Origin of the sequence: Oceanicola granulosus HTCC2516 (genome assembly GCF_000153305.1) — a bacterium.
GTDB lineage: Bacteria > Pseudomonadota > Alphaproteobacteria > Rhodobacterales > Rhodobacteraceae > Oceanicola > Oceanicola granulosus.
Genome location: NZ_CH724110.1, coordinates 59,279 through 81,836, shown reverse-complemented (window position 1 = coordinate 81,836; position 22,558 = coordinate 59,279). Strand labels below are relative to the sequence as shown.

The 22,558-nt window shown below is 69.3% G+C and carries 23 protein-coding genes; 7 read left to right on the top strand and 16 right to left on the bottom strand.

What is annotated here, in order from left to right:
• The first annotated feature begins 14 nt into the window (after nucleotides 1-14).
• The 3 genes from OG2516_RS17425 to OG2516_RS17415 are packed head-to-tail and all read left to right on the top strand — an operon-like array spanning nucleotide 15 to nucleotide 4,035.
• On the top strand, nucleotides 15-1,568 hold the full coding sequence (locus OG2516_RS17425) for a sulfatase family protein (protein WP_007257120.1): 1,554 nt from the start codon (nucleotides 15-17) through the stop codon (nucleotides 1,566-1,568).
• The gene (locus tag OG2516_RS17420) at nucleotides 1,568-3,091 is read left to right on the top strand and encodes a sulfatase family protein (RefSeq protein ID WP_007257119.1); all 1,524 of its coding nucleotides are present in this window, start codon (nucleotides 1,568-1,570) and stop codon (nucleotides 3,089-3,091) included. Before OG2516_RS17425 ends, OG2516_RS17420 begins: the two co-directional genes overlap by 1 nt.
• On the top strand, nucleotides 3,091-4,035 hold the full coding sequence (locus tag OG2516_RS17415; protein WP_007257118.1) for a formylglycine-generating enzyme family protein: 945 nt from the start codon (nucleotides 3,091-3,093) through the stop codon (nucleotides 4,033-4,035). Before OG2516_RS17420 ends, OG2516_RS17415 begins: the two co-directional genes overlap by 1 nt.
• 1 nt (nucleotide 4,036) lies before the next feature.
• Here the strand turns inward: OG2516_RS17415 and mnhG are convergent, their stop codons facing one another.
• The 6 genes from mnhG to OG2516_RS17385 are packed head-to-tail and all read right to left on the bottom strand — an operon-like array spanning nucleotide 4,037 to nucleotide 9,966.
• On the bottom strand, nucleotides 4,037-4,420 hold the full coding sequence (mnhG, locus tag OG2516_RS17410; protein ID WP_007257117.1) for a monovalent cation/H(+) antiporter subunit G: 384 nt from the start codon (nucleotides 4,418-4,420) through the stop codon (nucleotides 4,037-4,039).
• A complete protein-coding gene (locus OG2516_RS17405) occupies nucleotides 4,417-4,701 on the bottom strand; it encodes a K+/H+ antiporter subunit F (RefSeq protein ID WP_007257116.1) in 285 nt (94 codons plus the stop codon). The genes mnhG and OG2516_RS17405 overlap by 4 nt, the downstream gene beginning before the upstream one ends.
• Nucleotides 4,698-5,198, bottom strand: coding sequence for a Na+/H+ antiporter subunit E (locus OG2516_RS17400; RefSeq protein WP_007257115.1), 501 nt, complete (start codon nucleotides 5,196-5,198; stop codon nucleotides 4,698-4,700). The genes OG2516_RS17405 and OG2516_RS17400 overlap by 4 nt, the downstream gene beginning before the upstream one ends.
• A 1-nt stretch (nucleotide 5,199) precedes the next feature.
• On the bottom strand, nucleotides 5,200-6,741 hold the full coding sequence (locus OG2516_RS17395) for a monovalent cation/H+ antiporter subunit D (protein WP_007257114.1): 1,542 nt from the start codon (nucleotides 6,739-6,741) through the stop codon (nucleotides 5,200-5,202).
• A complete protein-coding gene (locus OG2516_RS17390) occupies nucleotides 6,738-7,088 on the bottom strand; it encodes a Na+/H+ antiporter subunit C (RefSeq protein ID WP_007257113.1) in 351 nt (116 codons plus the stop codon). The genes OG2516_RS17395 and OG2516_RS17390 overlap by 4 nt, the downstream gene beginning before the upstream one ends.
• Nucleotide 7,089: 1 nt before the next feature.
• On the bottom strand, nucleotides 7,090-9,966 hold the full coding sequence (locus OG2516_RS17385; RefSeq protein WP_007257112.1) for a monovalent cation/H+ antiporter subunit A: 2,877 nt from the start codon (nucleotides 9,964-9,966) through the stop codon (nucleotides 7,090-7,092).
• Nucleotides 9,967-10,142: 176 nt separating this feature from the next.
• On the opposite strand from OG2516_RS17385, the gene OG2516_RS17380 reads away from it, so the two are divergent.
• Nucleotides 10,143-11,720: a helix-turn-helix domain-containing protein gene (locus OG2516_RS17380; protein ID WP_192808395.1), complete on the top strand. Its 1,578-nt coding sequence runs from the start codon at nucleotides 10,143-10,145 to the stop codon at nucleotides 11,718-11,720.
• Nucleotides 11,721-11,780: 60 nt separating this feature from the next.
• Here OG2516_RS17380 and OG2516_RS17375 read toward each other — a convergent pair whose 3' ends face one another.
• The 4 genes from OG2516_RS17375 to OG2516_RS17360 all read right to left on the bottom strand — a co-directional run bounded on the left by OG2516_RS17375 (nucleotide 11,781) and on the right by OG2516_RS17360 (nucleotide 14,657).
• Nucleotides 11,781-12,575 (bottom strand): CsgG/HfaB family protein, encoded by a 795-nt coding sequence (locus OG2516_RS17375; protein WP_007257110.1) that lies wholly within the window; start codon nucleotides 12,573-12,575, stop codon nucleotides 11,781-11,783.
• Between the two features lie 174 nt (nucleotides 12,576-12,749).
• Nucleotides 12,750-13,040: a curli assembly protein CsgF gene (locus OG2516_RS17370; protein WP_281004413.1), complete on the bottom strand. Its 291-nt coding sequence runs from the start codon at nucleotides 13,038-13,040 to the stop codon at nucleotides 12,750-12,752.
• A 212-nt stretch (nucleotides 13,041-13,252) separates the two neighbouring features.
• Nucleotides 13,253-13,987 carry a hypothetical protein gene (locus OG2516_RS19185; RefSeq protein ID WP_007257108.1) on the bottom strand — a complete coding sequence of 245 codons (735 nt, stop codon included), beginning with the start codon at nucleotides 13,985-13,987 and terminating at the stop codon, nucleotides 13,253-13,255.
• 118 nt (nucleotides 13,988-14,105) lie between these two features.
• Nucleotides 14,106-14,657, bottom strand: a complete 552-nt coding sequence (locus tag OG2516_RS17360; RefSeq protein WP_156799432.1) for a hypothetical protein — start codon at nucleotides 14,655-14,657, stop codon at nucleotides 14,106-14,108.
• A 571-nt stretch (nucleotides 14,658-15,228) separates the two neighbouring features.
• On the opposite strand from OG2516_RS17360, the gene OG2516_RS19180 reads away from it, so the two are divergent.
• From OG2516_RS19180 to OG2516_RS17345, 3 genes are all read left to right on the top strand, one after another.
• Nucleotides 15,229-15,693, top strand: coding sequence for a hypothetical protein (locus OG2516_RS19180; RefSeq protein WP_007257106.1), 465 nt, complete (start codon nucleotides 15,229-15,231; stop codon nucleotides 15,691-15,693).
• A 77-nt stretch (nucleotides 15,694-15,770) separates the two neighbouring features.
• Nucleotides 15,771-16,127 (top strand): curli-like amyloid fiber formation chaperone CsgH, encoded by a 357-nt coding sequence (gene csgH, locus OG2516_RS17350; protein ID WP_007257105.1) that lies wholly within the window; start codon nucleotides 15,771-15,773, stop codon nucleotides 16,125-16,127.
• Between the two features lie 114 nt (nucleotides 16,128-16,241).
• Nucleotides 16,242-16,601 carry a hypothetical protein gene (locus OG2516_RS17345; protein WP_156799431.1) on the top strand — a complete coding sequence of 120 codons (360 nt, stop codon included), beginning with the start codon at nucleotides 16,242-16,244 and terminating at the stop codon, nucleotides 16,599-16,601.
• Nucleotides 16,602-16,655: 54 nt separating this feature from the next.
• Here the strand turns inward: OG2516_RS17345 and OG2516_RS17340 are convergent, their stop codons facing one another.
• The 6 genes from OG2516_RS17340 to OG2516_RS17315 form a co-directional block, all read right to left on the bottom strand.
• A complete protein-coding gene (locus OG2516_RS17340) occupies nucleotides 16,656-17,240 on the bottom strand; it encodes an invasion associated locus B family protein (RefSeq protein WP_007257103.1) in 585 nt (194 codons plus the stop codon).
• Nucleotides 17,241-17,626: 386 nt separating this feature from the next.
• Nucleotides 17,627-18,670, bottom strand: coding sequence for a substrate-binding domain-containing protein (locus tag OG2516_RS17335; protein ID WP_040616309.1), 1,044 nt, complete (start codon nucleotides 18,668-18,670; stop codon nucleotides 17,627-17,629).
• An 88-nt stretch (nucleotides 18,671-18,758) separates the two neighbouring features.
• A complete protein-coding gene (locus OG2516_RS17330; protein WP_007257101.1) occupies nucleotides 18,759-19,544 on the bottom strand; it encodes an oxidoreductase in 786 nt (261 codons plus the stop codon).
• 11 nt (nucleotides 19,545-19,555) lie between these two features.
• Nucleotides 19,556-20,431, bottom strand: a complete 876-nt coding sequence (locus OG2516_RS17325; protein ID WP_007257100.1) for an SMP-30/gluconolactonase/LRE family protein — start codon at nucleotides 20,429-20,431, stop codon at nucleotides 19,556-19,558.
• A complete protein-coding gene (gene kce / locus OG2516_RS17320; RefSeq protein ID WP_007257099.1) occupies nucleotides 20,431-21,354 on the bottom strand; it encodes a 3,5-dioxohexanoate:acetyl-CoA acetone transferase in 924 nt (307 codons plus the stop codon). The genes OG2516_RS17325 and kce overlap by 1 nt, the downstream gene beginning before the upstream one ends.
• Complete coding sequence (locus OG2516_RS17315) at nucleotides 21,351-22,289, bottom strand: 3-hydroxyacyl-CoA dehydrogenase (protein ID WP_007257098.1); 939 nt, start codon at nucleotides 22,287-22,289, stop codon at nucleotides 21,351-21,353. Before OG2516_RS17315 ends, kce begins: the two co-directional genes overlap by 4 nt.
• Nucleotides 22,290-22,558: the final 269 nt, after the last annotated feature.

Genomic DNA, 22,558 nt, shown 5'->3' with positions numbered 1-22,558 from the left:
CCCGAGAAAGACCCATGCGCCCCAACATCATCTTCATCATGTCCGACGACCATGCCGCGCAGGCGATCTCCGCCTACGGCCACGGTCTCAACCATACCCCCAACATCGACCGGCTGGCGGCCGAGGGCGTGCGCCACGACGCCACCTACGTCACCAACTCGATCTGCACCCCGAGCCGGGCGGCGATCCTCACCGGCACCCACAACCACGTCAATTGCGTCACCACGCTCGACACCCACATCGACAACCGCTGGCCCAACGTCGCCAAGACCCTGCGCGTCGGCGGCTACGCGACGGGGATGTTCGGCAAGTGGCACCTGGGCGAGGGGCCGGCGCACGAGCCGACGGGGTTCGACGAGTGGTCGGTGCTGCCGGGGCAGGGGGATTACTGGGACCCGGCCTTCCTGTCGCCCGAGGGCCGCAAGCGCATCCCCGGCTACGCGACCGACATCATCACCGACATGTCGCTCGACTTCATCGAGCGCCACAAGGACGGGCCGTTCTTCCTGATGTGCCACCACAAGGCGCCGCACCGGAACTGGCAGTCCCATCCGCGCCACAGGGACCTGCACGCCCCCGGCACGATCCCCGTGCCCGAGACCTTCGCCGACGACTACGCCAACCGCGCCGCGGCGGCGGCGGCGGCGAAGATGCGGGTGAAGTCCGACCTGCTCTACGAGGACCTCGCGCTGGTCCAGCCCGAGGGCGGCGCCGACACGAGCGGCGCGCTGATGATCGACGTCGACGGCTGGCAGGCCCGCAAGGTCCCCGACCTGGCGCCGGGCGAGGAGATCACCGTGATCTGCGCCGAGACCGGCGCGCGCCACAGCTTCGACGACCCGGCCGCCTTCGCCGAGTTCAAGTACCAGCGCTACATGTCGCGCTACCTGCGCACGGTGCAGGCGATCGACGACGGCGTCGGGCGGATGCTCGACAGGCTCGACGCGCTCGACCTCGCCGAGAACACGCTGGTGATCTACACCTCCGACCAGGGCTTCTTCCTCGGCGAGCACGGCTGGTTCGACAAGCGCTTCATGTACGAGGAATCGCTGAGGATGCCGTTCCTCGCCCGCTTCCCCGCCGGCATCGCGCCGGGGCGGACCTCGGGCGACATCGCCTGCAACGTCGACTTCGCGCCCACCTTCCTCGACTATGCCGGCCTGCCGGTGCCGTCGTTCATGCAGGGCCGCTCGATGCGCCCGGTGCTCGAGGGCGATGCGCCGAACGACTGGGACCAGCTCGCCTACCACCGCTACTGGATGCACAACGACGCCATCCACGAGGCCTGGGCCCATTACGGCGTGCGCGACCGGCGCTACAAGCTGATCTACTGGTACAACGAGGCGCTCGGCCAGCTCGGCGCCCGCGAGGGCGGGGCGGCGCCGGAGTGGGAGCTGTTCGACTGCGAGGCGGTCCCGCACGAACTCGTCAACGTCGCCGCCGATCCGGCATACAGGGAGATCTTCGCCGAGATGCTGGGCAAGCTCGACACCAAGATGGCCGAGATCGGCGACACGCCGCGCCACGACAGCGCCGCCCTGCGCGCCCGGCTGGCTGAGGCGGCGTGATGGCGAAGCGGCCGAACATCCTGCTGATCACCACCGACCAGCACCATTACGAGGCGCTCGGCGCGGTCAACGACAAGCTCTCCACCCCCAACCTCGACCGGCTCTGCAACATGGGCACGCGCTACGAGCGGGCCTACTGCCCCAACCCGGTCTGCACGCCCTCGCGCGCCTCGATCATCACCGGGCAGTATCCCTCGCACCACGGCGCCTGGACCATCGGCGTCGACCTCGACGAGGACCGGCCCTTCCTCGGCGACTGGCTTGCCGGGGCGGGCTACCGCACCGGCCTGGTCGGCAAGGCGCACTTCACCTCGCTCGCCGCGCCCTCGCTCGAGAGCCAGCCGACGCTGCGCGACCTCGACTTCTGGGGCGGCTTCAACGGGCCCTGGTACGGCTTCCAGCACATCGAGCTCGCCCGCAACCACGCCGACGAGAGCCATGTCGGCCAGCACTACGCGCGCTGGCTCGAGGACAAGGGCCTCGCCGACTGGCGCGAGTACTTCCAGCCGCTTCCCGGCGAGACGGCGGCGCACGCGCCGGAGGAGCATGCCTGCGGCCATTACTGGGCGCGCGAGGGCCGCAGCTGGGCGCTGCCCGACGAACTGCATTACACCCGCTGGACCGGCGAGCGCTCCGCCGCCTTCATTGAGGCGGGCGAGGGGCCGTTCTTCCTCTGGGCCAGCTTCCACGATCCGCACCCGCCCTACACCGTGCCCGAGCCGTGGGCGTCGATGTACGACCCCGCCGACATGGAGCCGGGCCGGCTCGTGCCCGGCGAGCACGACGCCAACCCGCCGCACTTCGCCGCCACCCAGCAGGAGGCGCCCGACTTCGCCAGTTGGCACCGGCCGCACGAGGCGCACGGCTGCGAGAGCCACCTTTACCCGGAGGAGGAGCTGAAGAAGGACCTCGCCGTCTATTACGGCATGATCAGCTTCATCGACGCCGAGGTCGGCCGGCTGCTCGATCTGCTCGAGGCGCGCGGCGAGCTCGACGATACGCTGATCGTCTTCACCACCGACCACGGCCATTTCCTCGGCCAGCACGGGCTGGTGGCGAAGGGGCCGTTTCACTACGAGGACCTGATCCGCATCCCGTTCATCGTCGCCTGGCCCGGCGAGGTGCCGGCGGGCGCGGTGAGCGATGCACTGCAGAGCCTCGTCGACCTCGCGCCGAGCTTCCTCGAGGCGGCGGGGGCGGAGGTGCCGGGCAGCGTCCAGGGCCGCTCGCAGCTCGCCACCTGGCGCGGCGGCGCGGCGGTGCGCAGCCACGCGATCTGCGAGAACCGCCACAACCCGGTGATGCCCCACCTCGCCACCTACGTGGAGCGCGACGCCAAGATCACCGTCTACCGCGAGGGCGAGATGGGCGAGCTGTTCGACCTCGCCGCCGATCCGGGCGAGCTGCGGAACCTCTGGGACGCGCCCGAGGCGGCGGGGCTGAAGGCGCGGATGCTGCAGGGCTTCGTGCAGGCCCGGCTCGCCGCCGAGCCGACGCCCGCGCCGCGCCGGGCGGGGGCCTGATGGGCTGCTGTCCGTCCCGTCTTCCCGCCGGGCCGGCGGGCGCGGCGCGCCCGGTCCGGAGCGCCGAGATCGTCGAGATCGCCGACGCGACGCCGCCGGGGCAGGCGGCGTTCGCCGGCGGGCGCAGCCATGTGGGCACCCGCCGGCCCGAGATCCCCGAGGACGGCGAGGGGCCGGTGCGGCCGGTGCGGCTCAGGCCGTTCCGCTGCGACAGCTTCCCCGTGACCAACGCCCGCTTCGCCGCCTTCGTCGCGGCGACGGGCTACGTTACCGTTGCCGAGCGCTTCGGCTGGGGGCAGGTCTTTGCCGGGCTGATGAACCCCGCCGAGGCCGCCGCCGCCCGCGCCTTCCCCGGCACGCCCTGGTGGCGCGCCGTCCCCGGCGCCTGCTGGCACGCGCCCGAGGGGCCGGGGAGCGGCATCACCGGGCGCGCCTCGCACCCGGCCGTGCACGTCGGCTGGGACGACGCCCGCGCCTTCGCCACCTGGGCCGGGGGGCGGCTGCCGAGCGAGGCCGAGTGGGAGCACGCCGCCCGCGGCGGCCTCGACCAGGCGCGCTTCCCCTGGGGCGACCGGGAGCCCGATGACACCGGCTTCCTCCCCTGCAACATCTGGCAGGGCCGCTTCCCCGACCACGACACCGCCGCCGACGGCCACGCGGGCACCTCCCCCGTCGGTGCCTATCCCGCCAACGGCGCGGGGCTGCACGACATGGCGGGCAACGTCTGGGAATGGACCGCCGACCCGTTCCGGGTCCGCTCCGCAAAGTCCGCCGCCGCCGCGCGCAACGCCCATGCCCGGCAGGAGAACCAGCGCGTGACGAAGGGCGGCAGCTTCCTCTGCCACATCAGCTATTGCTACCGCTACCGCATCGCCGCCCGCTCGGGCACCGCCGCCGACAGCGGCGCGAGCAACACCGGGATGCGGGTGTTCTACGACGGCTGAGCTACGGGCTCGGCTGCTCGTCGCCCCGGGTATCGGGCGAGTCCAGCGTCGACCACGTCCCGTCGCGGGGCGGCGACGGCGGCTGCTGGCAGTCCTGGCGGTGGATGCTGACCTTCGCGATGAAGTGCGCCGACACCGGGGCCGTCACGAACAGGAACGCCATGATGAGCAGCTCGTGCACCGAGGGATCGCCCGCGGCGTAGGCGCTGAGCATCGAGGCCAGCAGCAGCATCCCGATGCCGATGGTGCCGACCTTGGTGGGCGCGTGCAGGCGGGTCATCGGGTCGTTGAACTTCAGCAGGCCGATCACGCCGACGATGACGAAGAACGAGCCGATCAGCAGCGACAGGGCGGCGGCGTAGGTGGCGAGGATTTCCGGGGTCATTCGATGATGTCTCCGCGCAGCATGAAGCGGGCCATGGCGACGGTCGAGACGAAGCCGAGCATCGCGATGAGCAGCGAGACCTCGAAGTAGACCTTCACGCCCTGGATCATGCCGAGCACGACGACGATGCCGAGGGCGTTGATCACCAGCGTGTCGAGGGCGAGGACGCGGTCGCCCGGGGTCGGGCCGAGGACGAGGCGGACGACGCAGAGGAGCTGGCCCACGGCGAGGGTGACGAGGGTGACGAGGAGGGCGATGTCGAGCAGGGCGGGGGCGCTCATGGGAAGATCTCCAGCAATCTGCGCTCGTAGCGGTTCTTGATCTCGTCGCGGTCGGCGTCCGGGTCGTCGGTGTGCAGGACGTGGACGAGCAGGCTGTGGCCCTCGGAGGAGACGTCCGAGGAGACGGTGCCCGGGGTCAGGGTGATGGTGCCGGCGAGAATGGTGATCGCCTCGGGCTGGGTCAGCTCGAGCGGCACGACGATCCAGGCGGGCTTGAGCTTGGCGTTGGGGACGGTGAGCACGATCCAGGCGACCTGGATGTTGGCGACGATGATGTCCCACATGACGATCAGCATGTAGGGGATCATCCGCCAGACGTGGAACGTCTTGGGCCGGTCGGGCCACCACATCGCGGTCAGGATGGGGATGACGATGCCGAGGATCAGCCCGAAGACGACCATGCCCGGCGTGACGTCGTTCTGCAGCAGCACCCAGACGAGGGCGAGCACCAGCGTCAGGACCGGGTGGGGCAGGAGCCTGCGGTAGGCGCGCGTCATGTCAGTAGCCCTCCGTCGGCGTGCTGAGCTTGCCCGGCGTCTCGAGCACCTTGGCGATGTAGGCGTCGGGCGCGAAGAGGTCACCGGCGATGCGCAGGGTATAGGCATGGACGTGCCCGGCAAAGAGCGTGTGCGCGACGAGCAGGGCGAGAAGCCCGCCGACGGCGACGTAGGAGAGCCACGCGGGCCGGACGGCCTCCTCGGGCAGCATCGTGCCCGGCGTGCCGTGCGCCTTCCAGAACAGCACGCTGCCGGCGCGCGAGAAGCCGACGACGCTGATCAGGCTCGTCGCCAGCACCACCGCCCAGACCCAGGCCACCAGCGGCGAGGCGAAGGCGGCGTCGAGCACGAGGAGCTTGCCGAGGAAGCCCGAGAGCGGCGGCAGGCCGGCCATGGCGATGGCGCCGGCGAAGAACAGCCCGGCCGTCAGGGCGGTGCCGAACATCGGGGCCTGCGCGCTGAGCCGCAGGTCGCCGCGGCCGGTGCGCACGAGGTCGACGACGAGGAAGAGCACGGCGCCCGCCAGCGTCGAGTGGACGATGTAGTAGAGCGCCGCGGCGATGCCCGCGGGGGTGAAGAGCGAGATCGCCACGATCACCATGCCCATCGAGCCGATGATCGAGAAGGCGACCAGCCGGTCGAGCCGGCGCGCGGCGAGCACGCCGATCATGCCGACGGCGAGCGAGACGAGGGCGGCGGGCTGGAGCCAGACGTCGTGCAGCCCGGCGGTCACCTCGAGGTCGGGCGGGAAGACCAGGGTGTAGACGCGGATGATCGCGTAGGCGCCGACCTTGGTCATGATCGCGAAGAGCGCGGCGACGGGGGCGGGGGCCTCGGCGTAGCTCGAGGGCAGCCAGAAATGGAGCGGCACCAGCGCCGCCTTGATCGCGAAGACCAGAAGCAGCAGCACCGCCGCGACGCGGATGCCCACCGAGGCCGCCGGGTCGATCAGCGCCACCCGCTCGGCGAGATCGGCCATGTTGAGCGTGCCGGTCTCGGCGTAGATCGAGCCGAGCGCGAAGAGGAAGAGGGTCGAGCCGAGGAGGTTGTAGAGGACGTACTGCACGCCCGCCCGCAGCCGGGCGTTGCCGCCGGCGTGGATCATCAGCCCGTAGGAGGCGATCAGCAGCACCTCGAAGAAGACGAAGAGGTTGAACAGGTCGCCCGTCAGGAACGCCCCGAGGATCCCCATGAGCTGGAACTGGAAGAGCGCGTGGAAGTGCCAGCCGCGCCGGTCCCAGCCCGAGCCGACGGCGTAGAGCAGCACGAACAGCGCCAGCACCACCGTCAGCAGCACCATCAGCGTCGAGAGGCGGTCGGCCACCACGACGATGCCGAAGGGCGCGGCCCAGTCGCCGAGGCGGTAGTAGAGCACCGAGCCGTCGGACACCTGCATCATCAGCGCGGCGGCGATCCCCACCAGCGCCACCACCCCGGCGAGCGAGACGGTGCGCTGGATGGCGATGTGGTGGCGCGCCGCCAGCACGATGAAGGGCGCGAGGAAGGCGGGCAGGACGATGGGGGCGAGGATCCAGTGGCTCATGGCTGCTCTTCCGCCGTCTCGCCCTCGGGCACGTCGTCGACGTGGTCGTCGTCGGAATGGAGGTAGGCCCCGAGGCCGACCATCACGACCACCGCCGTCATCCCGAACGAGATCACGATGGCCGTCAGCACCAGCGCCTGCGGCAGCGGGTCGGTGTAGGTCTCGACGCCGTCGCGCAGGATCGGCGGCGCGCCGACGGTGAGGCGGCCGGAGGCGAACAGGAACACGTTGACCGCATAGGTCAGCAGCGACACGCCGAGGATCACCGGGAAGGTGCGCAGCCGCAGCACGAGGTAGATGCCCCCCGCGGTCATGACGCCGATGGCGGAGGCGACGAGGAATTCCATGTCAGCCCTCCTGTCCGGTACGGGGCGCGTCGGGGACGATGCGCTCGCGCGAGGGGTCGATGTCCATCGGGTACTCGCTTTCCTCCGAGTTGGCGCGTCGGGCGAGGCGCGAGAAGCTCTCGAGCGACAGCATCACCGCGCCGACGACGGCGAGGAAGACGCCGAGATCGAACAGCGCCGCCGTCGCCAGCTCGAACTTGTCGAACGGCGGGATGCGCACGTAGGTGAAGTCCGACGTCAGGAACGGCTTGCCGACGAACCACGAGCCGATCCCGGTGAAGCCGGCCACCAGCACGCCCGCGCCGATCACCCCGTGGTAGGGGTAGCGCACCCGCGAGGACGTCCAGGCGAAGCCGCTCGCCATGTACTGCATCACCACGCCGATCGACACGACCAGCCCCGCGATGAAGCCGCCGCCGGGCTCGTTGTGGCCGCGCAGGAAGATGTAGAAGCCGACGAGCAGCACGATGGGCATGATGACCCGGGTCAGGATCACCATCATCATCGGGTGCATGTCGCCGGCGCGCCGCTGGCTCGGCGCGCGGTTGAGCAGGCGGCGGCGGACCGGGCCGGCGAGCAGGGATTCCGTCAGCGCGAAGATCAGCAGCGCGGCGATGCCGAGGACGATGATCTCGCCGTAGGTGTCGAAGCCGCGGAAGTCGACGAGGATCACGTTGACCACGTTGGTGCCGCCGCCGCCCTTGTAGGAATTGGCGAGGTGGAACTCGGAGATCGGCGTCGCGACCGCGTCGCGCAGGAGGTAGTGCCACGACAGCGCGAAGGCCGCGAGCCCGCCGATCAGCGCCACGCCCCCGTCGCGCACCCGGCGCAGCACGGTGCTCTCCACCGGGGTGCGGTTGGGCAGGAAGTTGAGCGCGAGCAGGAGCAGGATGATCGTCACCACCTCGACGGTGAACTGCGTCATCGCGAGGTCGGGCGCGCTGAGGTAGACGAAGGAGATCGATACCATCAGCCCGACGATCCCGATCAGGATCAGCGACAGGAAGCGGTTGCGGTGCATCACCACCAGCGCCAGCACCGCCGCCACCAGCATCGTCCAGCCCGCGACCGGCACCGGCCCCGCCGCCTGCACCTCGCGCGTCGGCGCGCCCGTGCTGCCCGAGGCCCAGGCGTGGTAGCCCGCGGCGAAGATGGCGAGCAGCCCGACCATCGCGTAGCGGGTGAAGGCGCCGTTGTGCAGCCCGTGGATCAGCCGCTCCGACAGGCGCGCGCTGCCGCCGACGACGCCGTCGAAGATGTCCTTCGCCTCGGGCCGGGGCAGGGCGTCCCAGCCGCGCAGGACGTGGCGATAGAGCCACAGCAGGAGCAGCCCGCCGAGCACCGCCGCGATCGACATGTAGAGCGCCGGCACCAGCCCGTGCCAGATCTTGATGTGCGCCGTGGTCATCTCGGCCGTGCCGCGCAGCACCGCCGACGTCACCAGCCGCACGAACGGCTCCACGAGGAACGGCGCGACGCCGATCACCACCACCGGCACGATCAGCAGCGCCGGCGGCAGCCAGAGCCCGGCGCCCGGATCGTGCGGCTTGGCGGGGTAGTCGTCGCGCACCGGGCCGAGGAAGACGTGGCCGATCAGCCGGAACGAGTAGGCCGCCGAGAACAGCGAGCCCACCATTGCCATCCCCGCCACCAGCCAGGCGTAGCCGAACAGGTTGGTGTGCAGCGCCTCCTCGAGCATCATCTCCTTGGAGAGGAAGCCGTTGAGCAGCGGGATGCCGGCCATCGACAGCGCCGCCACCGACGCGATCACGAAGGTCACCGGCATCAGCCGCCGCAGGCCGCCGAGGCGGCGGATGTCGCGGGTGTGGGCCTCGTGGTCGATGATCCCCGCCGACATGAAGAGCGCGGCCTTGAAGGTCGCGTGGTTGAGGATGTGGAACACCGCCGCCATAGCGCCGAAGGGGGTCCCGGTGCCGAGCAGCATGGTGATCAGGCCGAGGTGGCTGACCGTGGAGAAGGCGAGGAGCCCCTTCAGGTCGTGCTTGAACAGCGCGATCACCGCCCCGATGACCATGGTCAGCGCCCCCGCGCTGGTGACGATGGCGAACCACGCCTCCGTCCCCGACAGCACCGGCCACATCCGCGCCATCAGGAAGATCCCCGCCTTCACCATCGTCGCGGAGTGCAGATAGGCCGACACGGGCGTCGGCGCGGCCATCGCGTGCGGCAGCCAGAAGTGGAACGGGAACTGCGCCGACTTGGTGAAGCAGCCCAGCAGGATCAGCAGGAGCGCCGGGATGTAGAGCGGATCGGCCTGGATCAGGTCGCGGTTGTCGAGGATGTCGCTGAGGTCGTAGCTGCCGACGATCTGCCCGAGGATCAGCATCCCCCCGATCATCGCCAGCCCGCCCATGCCGGTCACGGCCAGCGCCATCCGCGCCCCCTGCCGGCCCTCGGGCAGGTGCTTCCAGTAGCCGATCAGCAGGAACGACGACAGCGACGTCAGCTCCCAGAACACCAGCAGAAGCAGGATGTTGTCGGAGAGCACGATGCCCACCATCGCGCCCTGGAAGAGGAGCAGGTAGGTGAAGAACTCGCCCATGTTGTCGTCGCGGCTGAGGTAGCGGCGCGCATAGGCGATGATGAGCAGCCCGATGCCGAGGATCAGCATCGCGAAGAAGAAGCCGAGCCCGTCGAGCATCAGCGTCACGTTCAGCCCCAGCTCGGGCATCCACGCCACCCGCGCCGTCACCACCTCGCCCGCGAGCACCGCCGGCAGGTTCGTCAGCAGCCCGACGAACGCCAGTAGCGTGACGGTGAAGGTCACCCCCGCACAGGCGGCCCGGCCCGCGGAGTTCATCACCCCCGGCAGCAATGCCCCGAGAAACGGCAAGAGTACGATGAAGAACAGCGACACGCCCGCCCCCAGTTTGAACCGCTCCCCTTATTTGTCAGATGCGAGCGTCGTGCAAACCGGTTTTCCGGGGCGGGATGCCGTGTCGCACTCTCAGCTGCTGCCGCTGATCGAGCGTTCACCGTCGTCGGTGGACGGCAGACCGAGACCGGCCCGGGAGGATCCCGGACCGGTCTGGCTTGGAGCAACGTCCCAGAGCAGATTGTCCACCGCTCCGAGGCGAATGCTGTTATATTGGCAGCATTATTTCCTCATCGGGAGGCCGGAAGTTGACGAGTGTTGACGCATCAGAGAGCCAGACCTTCGGGGCCCGGTTCGGACGACTGGTCCGCTCGTACCGCGAAGACCTCGGCCTGTCCCTGCGCGATCTGGCGGTACGGGCCTGGGACGACGAGGGCCGCAAGGCGACCATTTCGCGCCTCGAGAACGGTCGCGTTGAGCGGCCGGCGGCGCGGACCGTCATGCTCATCGCCCATGCGCTCGACATCCCGCAATCCGAGATCGACAACCTGCGGGAGCCGACCCAGCCGCTCGCCGCCAACCTCGCCGACTACATCGAGAACCTGTCGCACCGAAACCGCGACCAGCTGGAAGTTCTGGCTGCCCGCTTCGAGATCGACAACGTCTATGACCGGCCCAGCTCGGAGCTGCGGGAGCTGCTCGAGCGGAAGGCGGAGGAGTTTCGGTCCTACCGTCGCAAGGTCGGGACAATCGATCTGCGGCAGGCGGAGGTCGACGCGGCGCGCGCGGCCGCGAGCGCGGCTGCCCAGGAGATGGACTTCGCCGCGAGCGCCCGACACCTGCGCCGGGCGGATCGCCTCCAGACGACGCTCGCCATCGAGATCAAGGAAATGCGGGCGACACAGGCGCTGATGCAGGGCCAGGTCGACGGCGCGGTCGCGATCTTCGAGGCCGCCGCCGAGAGCCTGCGCGAGGTCGATCCGCGCGAGATGGCGCTGCGCCGGGATCGCTACTTCGGAGAGTTGTACGAGCATGGCCTGCGCTATGGAGACCACAGCCTCGCCGCCGCGCTGGTGATGCAGCGACAGGCCGTCGCCGCCGTGGAGGCGACGGAATGGCGCGCCGACTGGGCCAGGCTGCTGTCGAACCTCGCGACGGGGCTCGCGAACCTGGCCGAGCGCACCGAAGGCGACAGCGGGCGCGCCCTGCTGGCCGAGGCGATCCAGGCGTATCGCCGATGCTCGGCGCACTACAGGCAGGAAGGCGAGGTGCGTCAGTGGGCGATGGCCCAGCAAAACCTCGGCGGCGCCCTGTCCGTTCTGGCCGAGCGCACGGACGACCCCGCCCGCCGGGTCGAACTGCTGGAGGAGGTGGTCATGATCGTACGCGGCGCCCTCGAGATCCGCCGCCGGGAGATCGATCCGCTGGAGTGGGCGATGACCCAGCAGAACCTGTCCATCGGGCTGCGCGAGCTCGGTGTCGCGGTCGGGGGCAAGGCGGGGCACGACTTCCTGCGGCAGGCCACGGACGCCGCGCGGCAGGCGCTCGCAGTGCGGACGCGCGAGGATCATCCGCTCGACTGGGCCATCACCCAGGAGGAGCTGGCGCGGGCCGAGCTGGCGCTGGCAGGTCATCCGGAGACGGCGGACCCTGCGGCTCATGCCGCGGCCGCGCGCGAGCACATCGACCTGGCGCTCGGCGTGTTCAGCCCGGAGACGTCGCCCTTCTACCACAGCAAGGCGCTGGCCTTCCGCGCCAGCTGCATCGGGCCGGGGCCGGCGGGCGAGGGGGGCTGAACGAAAAGTGCCCCGCAGGGCGGGGCACTTCCGGTCGTTTGGGACGAGGTGGCGGAGCGGTCAGCTTTCCTGCTGCGGGCCGTACATCTCTTCGATCTGCTCGGGCGAGTAGCCGAGCCGCGCCAGCTCGTAGCGGCGACGGAAGTTCTGGATCACGGCAGACCCCGCCGCGGCGTCGGCAAAGGCCCACTGGCCGTCTTCCGCACCCTCGACGATCATCGCGAGCACCGCGAGCTCCATCGCTTCACGCGTGGCGAAGATCTCGGGCTCGTTGCGGGAGTAGCCAAGCTCGAACTCGAGAATCTCGTCGATGGCGACGAAGCGGAACGCGCCGCCCTGCACGCGGACCGAGTAGACGGTCTTGGTCGTGGTCACCGAGGTCAGCACGCGCCCCGTCGAGACGCTGACGGCACGAAGGGCGACGGTGACGACGTCCTTGCGGTACTCGTTGAAGCTGCCGATGCCGAGGTAGCGCGCGCCGGCGCCGCCGGTCACGGTGTTGGTGTCGTAGCCGACGATCGAGCCTTCGATGAGGGTCCCGGCGAAGCGCAGCGGCGGCAGCGATACGCCGCCGGTGAACGCCGTCTGCGTCTGCTCGATGATGGTCCGCTCGCGCAGGAGGTTGTCGACGCGGGCGCGTTCGACGACGTTGAACCACTGGCCGTTGCCGGCCTTCGCCAGCACGTCGGTCAGGATGTCGGCGCCGCCCTGGGTCACGGCCCGCGACAGCTCGGAATAGTTCTCGTTGGGCTCGTTCTGGCCGGTCAGATCCGGGAAGGCGTAGACGGCGATGTCGAGCGGCTGGACCGGCGGCGGCAGGCGCTCGACGGTCAGTCCGGTCGACGTCGCCGACATGACTTCTGCTGTCTCGAGAAGAAGGGCGTCACTTTCCGGGATGGCAATTTCACAGCCTGCGAGGACCCCGACAGCGCCAACCGCAAGAAGTGCCTGTTTGATTAGTCTCATTATTCGCACTGCCTCGTATTATCTATCTCGACTTCGGCGTTCATGATCTTCGCTCGCCGCCGCTTACTCGCCGACCTGCGGCACGTCCGCCTCGCCCCCGGTATTGACGGGGATGATGATCGTCGGGCCGCCGACGGCAGCCGGGCCACCGATGCCCGGAGCGCCGGCCTGCTGCTGCGACTGGTCGCCTTCGCTCGCGACGGTCGCTGTTCGCTGGGCCTCGGCGAGGCCGAAGAGGAACGACGCCAGGTTGGGGTCGCCCCCGAAGTTGGGGTTCAGGAACCCGAAGTTCAGGTTCTCGGCGGTGGACGGTCCGGCTGCCATGAGAGTGGACACCGTCACAAGTACGCCCATCGATCTACGCATCGGACTACCTCGCAAGAATTTTATTGATGGTCTGATTACCCGTCTCACCAGGACTTGAAACCCGCCAAGGCCAGCCTAGCCGGAGTTTTCAACCTGCTGTGCCGTATAGGCAACTCTCGTTGTACGAGTGCCGCACTGGCAGCAGCGTACGACGTCCGGTCAAAAGCCCGAACGTCGTTGCCGCTGTCTGATCGGATGGTTCAGCCTCCAAGCAGCGGGCGGATGACGATATCCCCGTTCTGCCTGCGCAGCACGGAAGCATTGACGTCTCCGATCGTCGTGGTGGGGCGGGTGTACGTGTTGTCGCGGACCATCCCGAGGTTCAGGCCGGGGCTCGAACCGACGCCGTTCTGCACGACACCGACTTGCAGAGGATCATCGGAGTCGTCCATCCGGTCGACGACCAAAAGATTTGCCACTCGCTGCGAGCCGAACTGCGCCACGCCGACGACCGTGTCGTCTCCCCTGACCCTGATGTTTGCGATGTGGGACGCGCCAACCTGGAGGGTGCCGACAGCGTTTCCGTCGCCGCGGACTCGCAGCACGCTCCGGTTGCCGGACCCGATCTGCGCGATGCCGACAGCGTTCGATCCGCCGACCGCGACCGCGGCCGCATAATTCTCCGGCCCGATCTGTGCCACGCCGACGAGGTTCGAATCACCCCGCGCGCCGTTCAGAGCGAAGTTCGCTCCGCCATCCTGGTAGACGCCGGTGGCGTTGTCGTTGCCGGCGACGAACTGGGCCGCGCCGTTGCCGTTGCCCTGCTGGATAATGGCTTGGCTGTTGCCGGACCCGGACGAAAAATTGAGCCCGCCGTTATTATTGCCGACCTGAGCAACGAACGCATCCTGCGCAAATACCGCAGAGCCCGCTGCAATTGCGACTGCGGCGAGTGCGTTCCGCGTCAGACGCGACTTCAGAATATCAATCATCATCGGCGCGATCCTATCGGCAGATTCTTTAACGGAAATCGAAATAATGTCGAGAGGTGGGGGTGGGCGTTAATCGCCCACTCCCTATTTTGTCAAACTTCGATCGGCATGGCTGCCGGTCTTAGTTGTTGGTGAAGCCGACGGAGCAGCAATCGTTCGACAGGGTGTAGAACGAATTCGGCTGCGGCTCGCTCGGACCCACGAGGTTCGAAAGATCGAGGCTCGGCGCCGGGATGATAAGGCCCACCACGGTCGCCTTCGGCAGGTCACCATTCGTATCATCCGACCAGTTGATCGCGCGGTTTTCGTCGCCGTACTGGACGATCTGCTGGTTGGCGCCAAGGTTCCCATTGGTGTGCACGGCGATATTCGCCGCCATGTTCGCGTTCACACCGTTGCCGTCAGCATCCTGCCAGATCAGGGCGTTCATGCCGCTCGAGCTGGCAGGGCTGAGCTGATAGGCGTAGGCGAAATTGCCACCCCCTTCGGCCAGGTTCACCGCGTCGGCATCGTTGGCCTGCTGCTGGATGATCTGCAGGTTGGGGGTGCTAGTCGGGTTCTGCGACACGTTGGCCGCGTCGTTGCTGTCCCCCATCTGCGTGATGTACGCGTCCTGCGCGTTGGCAGCCCCGGCGAATGCGAAAACGGCAGCCGTCATCATTAGCTTTTTCATAGCGTCACTCCAAGAGTCTAAAATTTCTTTATAACTAGCGGCTTTATACTGGCCGCCTGCAGCTCGGCTGATCTGCCCCTTCAGCCGTTAATGAAATATTAGTACTGCGGCTCGCCAACTTTCGGCAACAGAATCGTCGCAATCTCGCCAGATTTGAATTGATGGCCATAGATGTGGTGTGCGCCGCGGCTGGGGCTTCTAATGATGGAATCTCTCCGTTGCGAAAATTCTGCTAATGCGGGCATCGAAATTTCGGCATCAACCTATAAGTGTTAACGTGCCCCGAATCGTCGCGCTCTGATCTGCGAATCGATAGCGCCGCCGCCCGCATGCGATGCCGCTGACATTTCTGATGCGCCCTCGTGCGGCCGCCCATGGCCGGCTGTCGCGTAGGCCCGCGCGGGCCAAGGCCCCAAATTTGCCCGATTTCATCGCCACTTCGCCCGGGTCTCGCCCAAACAGGGTCACGCGCCGCTGTTTCCTTAGGGGCACCAAAACACCGGGCAAGCGGGAACTGTCGATTTGAGACGGACTGGCCTCGCCCCCGGCCACATTGAGCCAGGAGAGCACCATGAAACTCAGCATCGCCGCAGTCGCCCTTTTCGCCGCCATCCAGCTTCCCACCGGAGCCGCCGCCGACGGCGCCTTCGTGAACCAGATCAACGCCGGGCCGGTCTCGGTGTCCCTCAGCACCCCGTCCATGATTACCAATGCCGCGGCGGTCAGCGCGCAGCTGACCACGCCGGCCTTCCAGCCCCACGCCGGCAGCATCGATCTCAGCGCCTACCCCGTCGTCGGCGCCGCGACCACCGGTGCGATCGCCGACGTCACCTCCGTCGGCAACGGCCACAGCGCCACGATCGTCCAGACCGGGATCCACGCGGCGAGCATCAGCCAGACGGGCGGCATGAACGCCGCGAGCATCATCCAGACCGGGGCGGGCAACCGGGCCTCCATCTACCAGGCCGGCACCAACGGCACCGCCATGGCGGTTCAGCACGGCAGCAACAACTCGGCGCTGATCGTCCAGAACTGACGTCGTCTCCCGGAGGTGGCGCGTTGGGCGCCGCCCCGGGATGTGGTAGATCTGTCTCCGCAAGGGGAGGCTCCACGATGAAGAGGAAGCTGACGATCGTCGCCGTTGCGGCCCTGCTCGCTCCGGGCGCCGCCATGGCCGAGGAAGAAGCCTGCAAGATCGCGGTCCTGCAGGCCGACGGCATGGCCACCATCACCGGCCTCGCGCACGGCGCGCAATGGAACAGCGGGCGCTACAGCATGTCGGTGACGGTGCAGAACGGGACGAATCGTTCCGTCAGCCGGCAGGGCGGAACGATCGCGAGCGACGCCGACGGGGCGGCGACCCTAGCGCGCTCCGTCGTGTCGCTGCCGCCCGGCAGCGAGGCCGAAATCGTCCTCGAGCTCCGGAACGGCGCGGCAGAAACGCGCTGTTTCAGTCGCTTGGCGGGATGACGCCGTCCGGTTGTGCGGACGGGCCCCGGCGGGTTGCCCTCCGGGGCTGAATCCAGCATTACTTCGAGCGACCCGGGGTCGCCCCGGACAGTACGCAAACGGGGGTGATGCGCGGTGTCTTACAGTTCGATCCTGAAGGTTGTCGTGCCCGCCGCGGCCATGGCTTTCGCGGCCGCGTCGGCCGCCTCGGCGCAGGCCTACCTGACCTACACCAGCCCCCCGGCCACGGCGCGCCTTCCGGCCTTCGTCGGGCAGGTGTACCGCGGCCCCGCCTTCCAGCGCATTCCCCAGATCGTGAACTACCCGGCGTTCCGGCCTGTCGCGACAGCGGCTCCCGCGCCGGCGCCCGCTCCGGCCGCCGCGAGTCCCCGTCCGGCGCCGCCGCCGCCGCCGCCGGAGCCTGAAACGGTGATCCTGGAGCTCGGCGGCAACCAGACGGTCATCGTCCCGCGCGCCAGGCTCTCCGACAACTAGTAAGGCGCGCCGGCTCCTCCGAGCCAGCGCGTCGCCAGTGGCCGGCGCATCGCCTCAGATGTCGTCGCCGTCGCTCGCCGCGTCTTCCGGCGCCTCCATCGGCGCGGCCTCGTCGCTCTCCAGCAGCGCGGGCTCCGGCTTCACCTCGTCGAGCCGCCCCATGCCTTCGCGGAAGCCCACGAGGGACAGGGGGATCGGGAAGACCTGCCCGGTCGTGTTGGCCACGATCACCTGGGCGAATTCGGCATTGCCGATGCGGTCGACCAGCCCGGCCTCGAGAACGCCCTCGATCAGGCAGCCGTCGCTGACGCAGCGCGACACCGGCAGGCTCGTCGCCACCTCGTCGTCCAGGCTCAGCTGCGGCGCCAGTTGCAGGCTGATGCCGAGCGGCACCGCGAGCTGCACGTCGACGGAGCCGTCCGCCAGCACCGTGAAGGCCGCCGCGAGGGCGACGACGTTCTGATCGCCGGTCACGACACGCTGGTAGATCTGGCACGGCCCGCCGTCGTCGCTGACGCCGAAACACTCGAACTGCCAGTCGCCGACCCTCTCCATGGTCTGCGGAAGCTGCGGCGCCTCCTGCGCGGCCGCGGGATTGGCGGCGGCGAGGAGGACGCTGCCGACAAGGATCAGGGCCATTGATGGCCGGCTTGCTCTTTTGCTCGAAGAAATCATTTTGTGCCCCAACTTATCTGCCGGGCCCATCTGTTCCGCGCGCCCGGGGCGTTGATGTCGCAGATCGCCAGACGCAGCTGCCGACCCTACAAGAAGTAGAGCACAAGTCCGCTTGAAGCTCTACAAGAAGTGATCGAACACCGGATTTTGTGATGATGAGCCGGTAAGGGAACCCGCGAGCCGCAGGGGCAAGTCCTTCGGACATGGCGATAAGGGGGGGCAGGGGGCAGCGGCTCGTCGGCGTGTCGCGACGGCCACTGATCGAGCTGTGGCGGGCGGACTGGTGCCGTGCCGCGATAGTCGCGACCGCCGCGGAGGAGCCCCCGGCGGTCGCGTCGTCGGCGGTGCGCCTACTGGCAGGCCTCCGGCGCTCCGTCGCCGGAGACGCCCTGGCACAGGTCCTCCGTGCTGATCCAGCCCGCGTCGACGACGACGTCGAGGTTGTCGCGCGTGATGGCGACGGGGGACAGGACGATGGCGGTCTGGGTGATGCCTTGGGCGCCCTTGTCCCAGTCCTGTGCGCCCTCGATCGTCGCGGGGTCCTCGCCGTCGATGATCTTCGTGACGACCTCGCCGCCGAGGCGGCCGAGTTCGCGGGTGTCCTTCCAGGCGGTCACCGTCTGCGTGCCGCGGGCGATGCGGTTGAGGGCGGCGATGTCGCCGTCCTGGCCCGAGACGGGGACGTCGCCGGCGAGGCCGGCGCCCTCGAGCGCCGCGACGACGCCGCCGGCGGTGCCGTCGTTCGCGGCGAGCACGGCGTCGACGTCGTTGTCCTCGACGGTCAGGATCTGCTCCATGTTGCGCTGCGCGTTCGAGGGGAGCCAGCCGTCGGTGAACTGCTCGGCCACGACCTCGATGTCACCCGCCTCGACCATCGGATCGATGATCTCGCGCTGACCCTGCAGGACGTAGGTGGTGTAGGGGTCGGTGGGGCTGCCCTTGATGATCACGTAGTTGCCCTCGGGGGCCTCTCCCGTCACCGCGCGGGCCTGGATGCGGCCCACCTCGACCGGGTCGAAGGCGACGTAGGTGACGTCCGGGTGCTCGATCTGGCGCTCGTAGGCGACCACCGGCACGCCCGAATTGAGCGCGCGTTCCACCGAGGCGAGGATGGTCTCGGAGTCCTGGCTGACGATCATCAGCGCGTCGATGTCGCGGGCGAGCAGGCTCTCGATGTCGGAAGCCTGCTTGGAGGACGAGGACTGGGCGTCGGTGGAGATCAGCTCGCCGCCGAGCTCCTCGAGCGCGGCCTCGATGCCGGCCTGGTCGATCTTCCAACGTTCCTCCTGGAAGTTGGCCCAGCTCATGCCGACACGGGGGCCGTCCTGGGCGATCGCCGTCATCGGCAGCGCGGTCGCCAAGAGGCCCGCGACTAGGATTGAGCGTCTGTTCATTCTTCTCTCCCTGTAGGCGGTGAGTGTGAGTGCGATCTGCCGCACCGCCCTGCGGCGAGATCGTGGGTTTCGGGCGCTCCCGAGCATCTCAGGCGTTGCCCGGATTGTCGTCCGTGGCCCCGGCCACGTACTGGTCGAGGTCGATCACCGCGCCGGTCATCATCCGCGCGCCCGGCGAGACGAGGAAGGCCGTCAGCTCGGCCGGGTCCTCGGGCATCAGCAGCCGGCCGAAGGGCTGCGACGGGCCGAGCGTGTCGCGCCAGTTCTCGGGCAGGCCGTGGATCTCGGTCTGGGTGCGCTGCTCGCCCGGGGTCCAGGTCCAGCCGAGGTTGATGGCGTGGACGCGCACGCCGTCGCGCTTGACGGCGTTGGCGGTGTTGCGGGTGAGGGCGACGAGGGCCGCCTTGCTCGCGGCGTAGGTCGCCAGGAAGGGCGGGCCGCCGTAGGCGAGCATGGAGGTGATGTTGACGATGGTGCCGCCCGTCCCGGTCAGCATCGGCAGCGCCGCCTGCATCACCAGCATCGGCGCGCGCACGTTGATCTGGAAGATGAAGTCGAAGAGCTCGGGATCGGTGTCGGCGACGCCGCCGCGCGCGGTGGTGCCGGCGGCGTTGACGACGATGTGGAGCTGTCCGAGCCGCGTGAGAACTGGGGGCAGTTCGCGCAGGAGCCCCGCGCCGTCCTGCAGGTCGAGGACCAGCTCGGTGGCCTCGACACCTTCGCCCCGTAGCGCCTCTGCCGTCTGCGAGAGCGTCGCCGCGTCGCGGTCCACCAGCAGCATCCGGGAGACGCCGTCGCGGGCGAGCCGCTCCGCGCAGGCCGCGCCCACGCCCTGGGCGGCTCCGGTGATGAGTGCGGTGCGCGTGTCGGACATGTCGTTCTCCTCTATCCGGCGAACCGGGGCTCGGGACGGCCGGTGACGCCGAGCCCGTCGATCCGGAAGGTGGCGCCGCGCAGCGGGCCGTCGCCGGGGTACTTGGGCAGGGGCGGCTCGGCCATCGAGGTGACGAACAGCGTGTCGAGCCGCGCGCCGCCGAAGGCGACGGACGTGACCTTGCGGACCGGCATCTCGATCACCCGGTCGACGGCGCCGTCGGGGGTGAAGCGGAAGATGCGCCCGTCGAAGACGCAGGCGGACCACAGGCAGCCCTCCGCGTCCACCGTCGCCCCGTCCGGCGCGCCGCCCCGCTCGTCGGGCAGGGCTGCGAAGCTGCGGCGGTTGGCGATGTCGCCCGTGGCGGCGTCGTAGTCGTAGGCGCTGATCGTGCCGGTGAAGCTGTCGGTGAAGTAGAAGGTGCGGCCGTCCGGGGACCAGCAGGGGCCGTTCGAGCAGATGATGTCGCGCTCGAGCTGGTGGACGCTCAGGTCCGGGTCGAGCCGCCAGAGGCTGCCGGTCGGCTCGGCTTCTCCCGTGTCCATCGAGCCGCAGAGGAAGCGGCCGGCGGCATCGACCTTGCCGTCGTTGAGCCGATTGCCCGGGCGGTCGGGCTCGGGGTCGACGATGTGATGCGTGTCGCCGGTGTCGAGGTCCAGCGCGTGAAAGCCGTCCCTGAGCGCGACGATGGCCCCGCCGCCGGCGCGCAGGCACATCGCGCCGATCTCCGAGGGCACCTGCCACGCCCGCATCTCGCCGCCGTCGGCGGTGCAGCGGAACACGCGCTTGCCGAGGCTGTCGATGAAGTAGAGGCGCTCGGTCTCCACGTCCCAGAGCGGCCCTTCGCCGAGGACCGGCTTCACGTCGGCAAGTACGCTGATCCGCATCAGAAGTTGACCTCGCCCGCCCCCTTCAGCCCGAGCATGTCTCGGGCCTCGTCCGGTGTCGCCATGGCCATGCCGAGGCCGTCGAGGATGGAGGCCACGGAGGCGATCTGCTGCGCGGCGCTCTCGGCAAGCACGCCCGGCCCGGCCCAGAGGGAATCCTCGAGGCCGACCCGCACATGCCCGCCCATGGCCGCCGACATCGCCGCGATCCGCAGCTGCGACGCGCCGGCGCCGAGGACGGACCACAGGTGGTCGTCGCCCAGCTGCCGCCTGGCCATCGCGCGCATGACGGTGACGTCTTCCGGATCGGCCCCGATCCCGCCGAGCAGGCCGAAGACGGTCTGCACGAAGGGCGTGCCGGTGACGAAGCCGCGGTCGATCATGTGGCGCAGGTTGCGCAGGTGGGCGGTGTCGTAGCACTCGAACTCGAAGCGGGTGCCGTTGGGCGCGCAGGTCCCGAGCACGTGCTCGATGTCGGCGAAGGTGTTGCGGAAGACGAGGTCGCGCGAGCCCTCGAGATGGGCGTTCTCCCACTCGTTCGGCAGGTCGGGGTAGCGCGCCTGCATCGGGTAGAGGCCGAAGTTCATCGAGCCCATGTTGAGCGAGGCGAGCTCGGGCCGGAAGTGGGCAGCCGGCGCGACGCGCTCCTCGACCTTCATGAAGGGGCTGCCGCCGGTGGTGATGTTGAGCACCGCCCCGGTCTCCTTCAGCGCGGGAAGGATGCGGCCGAACGCCTCGACCGACTGGTCGGGCCGGCCGCTCTCGGGGTCGCGGGCGTGGATGTGCAGGATCGCCGCCCCGGCCTCGGCGGCGCGGCGGCCCTCGGCGACGATCTGCTCGGGCGTGACCGGCAGGTGCGGCGACATGCCCGGCGTGTGAATCGCGCCGGTGAGCGCGGCGGTGACGATGACTTTGCGGCTCATCCGGTGGCCTTCTCGTTGGCGGAGATCAGACGCGCGAGCCGGGCGAGGCAGCGGTCGCGCCAGGCGCGGCGGGCGTCGTGGGTGCTGCTCTGGCCGGAGGCGTACTGGACGAGGCGCTCGCGCAGGGTGCCGTCCCAGCGCGGCCGCGTGGGCCGCTGGGTGCCGATGGCGGCGTAGGCGGGGCCGTAGCGGTCCATGAAGTCGCCGATCCCGCCCGGCGCGTTGAGGTCGATCGTCTCGAACGGGCCGAGGAAGGTCCAGCGCCGCGCCAGCCCGTCGCGCATCGCGGTGTCGATGTCGGCCGGGCTCGCCAGCCCCTGCTCGACCAGCGCGAAGGCCTCGTCGAGCAGCGCGCCCTGCAGCCGGTTCATCACGAAGCCCTCCACCTCGCGGCTCGTCTCGATGGGGCTCTGCCCGATCGAAGACATCAGCGCGCGGGTGCGGGCCACCGTCTCGGCGCTGGTCTGCGGGCCGGGCACGAGCTCCACGGCGGGGACGAGGTGCGGCGGGTTCAGGGGGTGGGCGACGAGGCAGCGCGCCGCGCCGGCGAGACCGTCGGTGAAGGCGGAGGGCAGGAGCGCCGAGGAGGAGCTGGCGATCACGGCGTCGGCGTCGGCGGCGTCGTCGAGTTGAGCGAAAACCGACCGCTTCACCTCCAGCGTCTCCGGCGTGTTCTCCTGGACGTGGATCGCCCCCCGGACCGCGTCGGCGAGATCGGAGGCGGCGTCGATGCGCGCGCCGACGGCATCGGCCGTCTCGCCACCGAGCAGGTCCATCCGCTCCAGCGCCGCCAGCGCGTCGGGGAGGACCGCGAGCGCACGGTCGGCGACGGCGTGGTCGCGGTCGTGCAGCGTCACGGCGCAGCCGCCGCGCGCGAAGGCGATGGCCCAGGACTGCCCGATCAGCCCGGCTCCGATGATGGCGACCTTCGTCATTGCGCTCCCTGCGGCTCGTCTGTGCCTGGAATGGGAGGCTATGCGGAAAACGTTTACCTCGTCAACAGCGGCGGCAATGGTCTGCGGCAACGATCCTGAGTAGGGGCGCGATCCTGCGCGGGACTTTCGCCGCCTGGCCCTTCCGTTGTAGAAGGGGGCAAACGTTTACATGCCGGACGCGGCAGCCGTCGCTGCAGGAGGCTGGCGGAGCGGGGCAGCGGCGGGTAGACCCACCGCCATCGGCGCAGCAGCGATCGGACAAGTCACAG

What these genes read in the sequence shown, in the direction of transcription:
- OG2516_RS17425 (WP_007257120.1), top strand. Translation starts at nt 15, where the DNA reads ATGCGCCCCAACATCATCTTCATCATGTCCGACGACCATGCCGCGCAG.
- OG2516_RS17420 (WP_007257119.1), top strand. Translation starts at nt 1,568, where the DNA reads ATGGCGAAGCGGCCGAACATCCTGCTGATCACCACCGACCAGCACCAT.
- OG2516_RS17415 (WP_007257118.1), top strand. Translation starts at nt 3,091, where the DNA reads ATGGGCTGCTGTCCGTCCCGTCTTCCCGCCGGGCCGGCGGGCGCGGCG.
- mnhG (WP_007257117.1), bottom strand. Translation starts at nt 4,420, where the DNA reads ATGACCCCGGAAATCCTCGCCACCTACGCCGCCGCCCTGTCGCTGCTG.
- OG2516_RS17405 (WP_007257116.1), bottom strand. Translation starts at nt 4,701, where the DNA reads ATGAGCGCCCCCGCCCTGCTCGACATCGCCCTCCTCGTCACCCTCGTC.
- OG2516_RS17400 (WP_007257115.1), bottom strand. Translation starts at nt 5,198, where the DNA reads ATGACGCGCGCCTACCGCAGGCTCCTGCCCCACCCGGTCCTGACGCTG.
- OG2516_RS17395 (WP_007257114.1), bottom strand. Translation starts at nt 6,741, where the DNA reads ATGAGCCACTGGATCCTCGCCCCCATCGTCCTGCCCGCCTTCCTCGCG.
- OG2516_RS17390 (WP_007257113.1), bottom strand. Translation starts at nt 7,088, where the DNA reads ATGGAATTCCTCGTCGCCTCCGCCATCGGCGTCATGACCGCGGGGGGC.
- OG2516_RS17375 (WP_007257110.1), bottom strand. Translation starts at nt 12,575, where the DNA reads ATGTCGGCGACGTCGACCGGACTGACCGTCGAGCGCCTGCCGCCGCCG.
- OG2516_RS17370 (WP_281004413.1), bottom strand. Translation starts at nt 13,040, where the DNA reads ATGGGCGTACTTGTGACGGTGTCCACTCTCATGGCAGCCGGACCGTCC.
- OG2516_RS19185 (WP_007257108.1), bottom strand. Translation starts at nt 13,987, where the DNA reads ATGATGATTGATATTCTGAAGTCGCGTCTGACGCGGAACGCACTCGCC.
- OG2516_RS17360 (WP_156799432.1), bottom strand. Translation starts at nt 14,657, where the DNA reads ATGAAAAAGCTAATGATGACGGCTGCCGTTTTCGCATTCGCCGGGGCT.
- OG2516_RS19180 (WP_007257106.1), top strand. Translation starts at nt 15,229, where the DNA reads ATGAAACTCAGCATCGCCGCAGTCGCCCTTTTCGCCGCCATCCAGCTT.
- csgH (WP_007257105.1), top strand. Translation starts at nt 15,771, where the DNA reads ATGAAGAGGAAGCTGACGATCGTCGCCGTTGCGGCCCTGCTCGCTCCG.
- OG2516_RS17340 (WP_007257103.1), bottom strand. Translation starts at nt 17,240, where the DNA reads ATGGCCCTGATCCTTGTCGGCAGCGTCCTCCTCGCCGCCGCCAATCCC.
- OG2516_RS17335 (WP_040616309.1), bottom strand. Translation starts at nt 18,670, where the DNA reads ATGAACAGACGCTCAATCCTAGTCGCGGGCCTCTTGGCGACCGCGCTG.
- OG2516_RS17330 (WP_007257101.1), bottom strand. Translation starts at nt 19,544, where the DNA reads ATGTCCGACACGCGCACCGCACTCATCACCGGAGCCGCCCAGGGCGTG.
- OG2516_RS17325 (WP_007257100.1), bottom strand. Translation starts at nt 20,431, where the DNA reads ATGCGGATCAGCGTACTTGCCGACGTGAAGCCGGTCCTCGGCGAAGGG.
- kce (WP_007257099.1), bottom strand. Translation starts at nt 21,354, where the DNA reads ATGAGCCGCAAAGTCATCGTCACCGCCGCGCTCACCGGCGCGATTCAC.
- OG2516_RS17315 (WP_007257098.1), bottom strand. Translation starts at nt 22,289, where the DNA reads ATGACGAAGGTCGCCATCATCGGAGCCGGGCTGATCGGGCAGTCCTGG.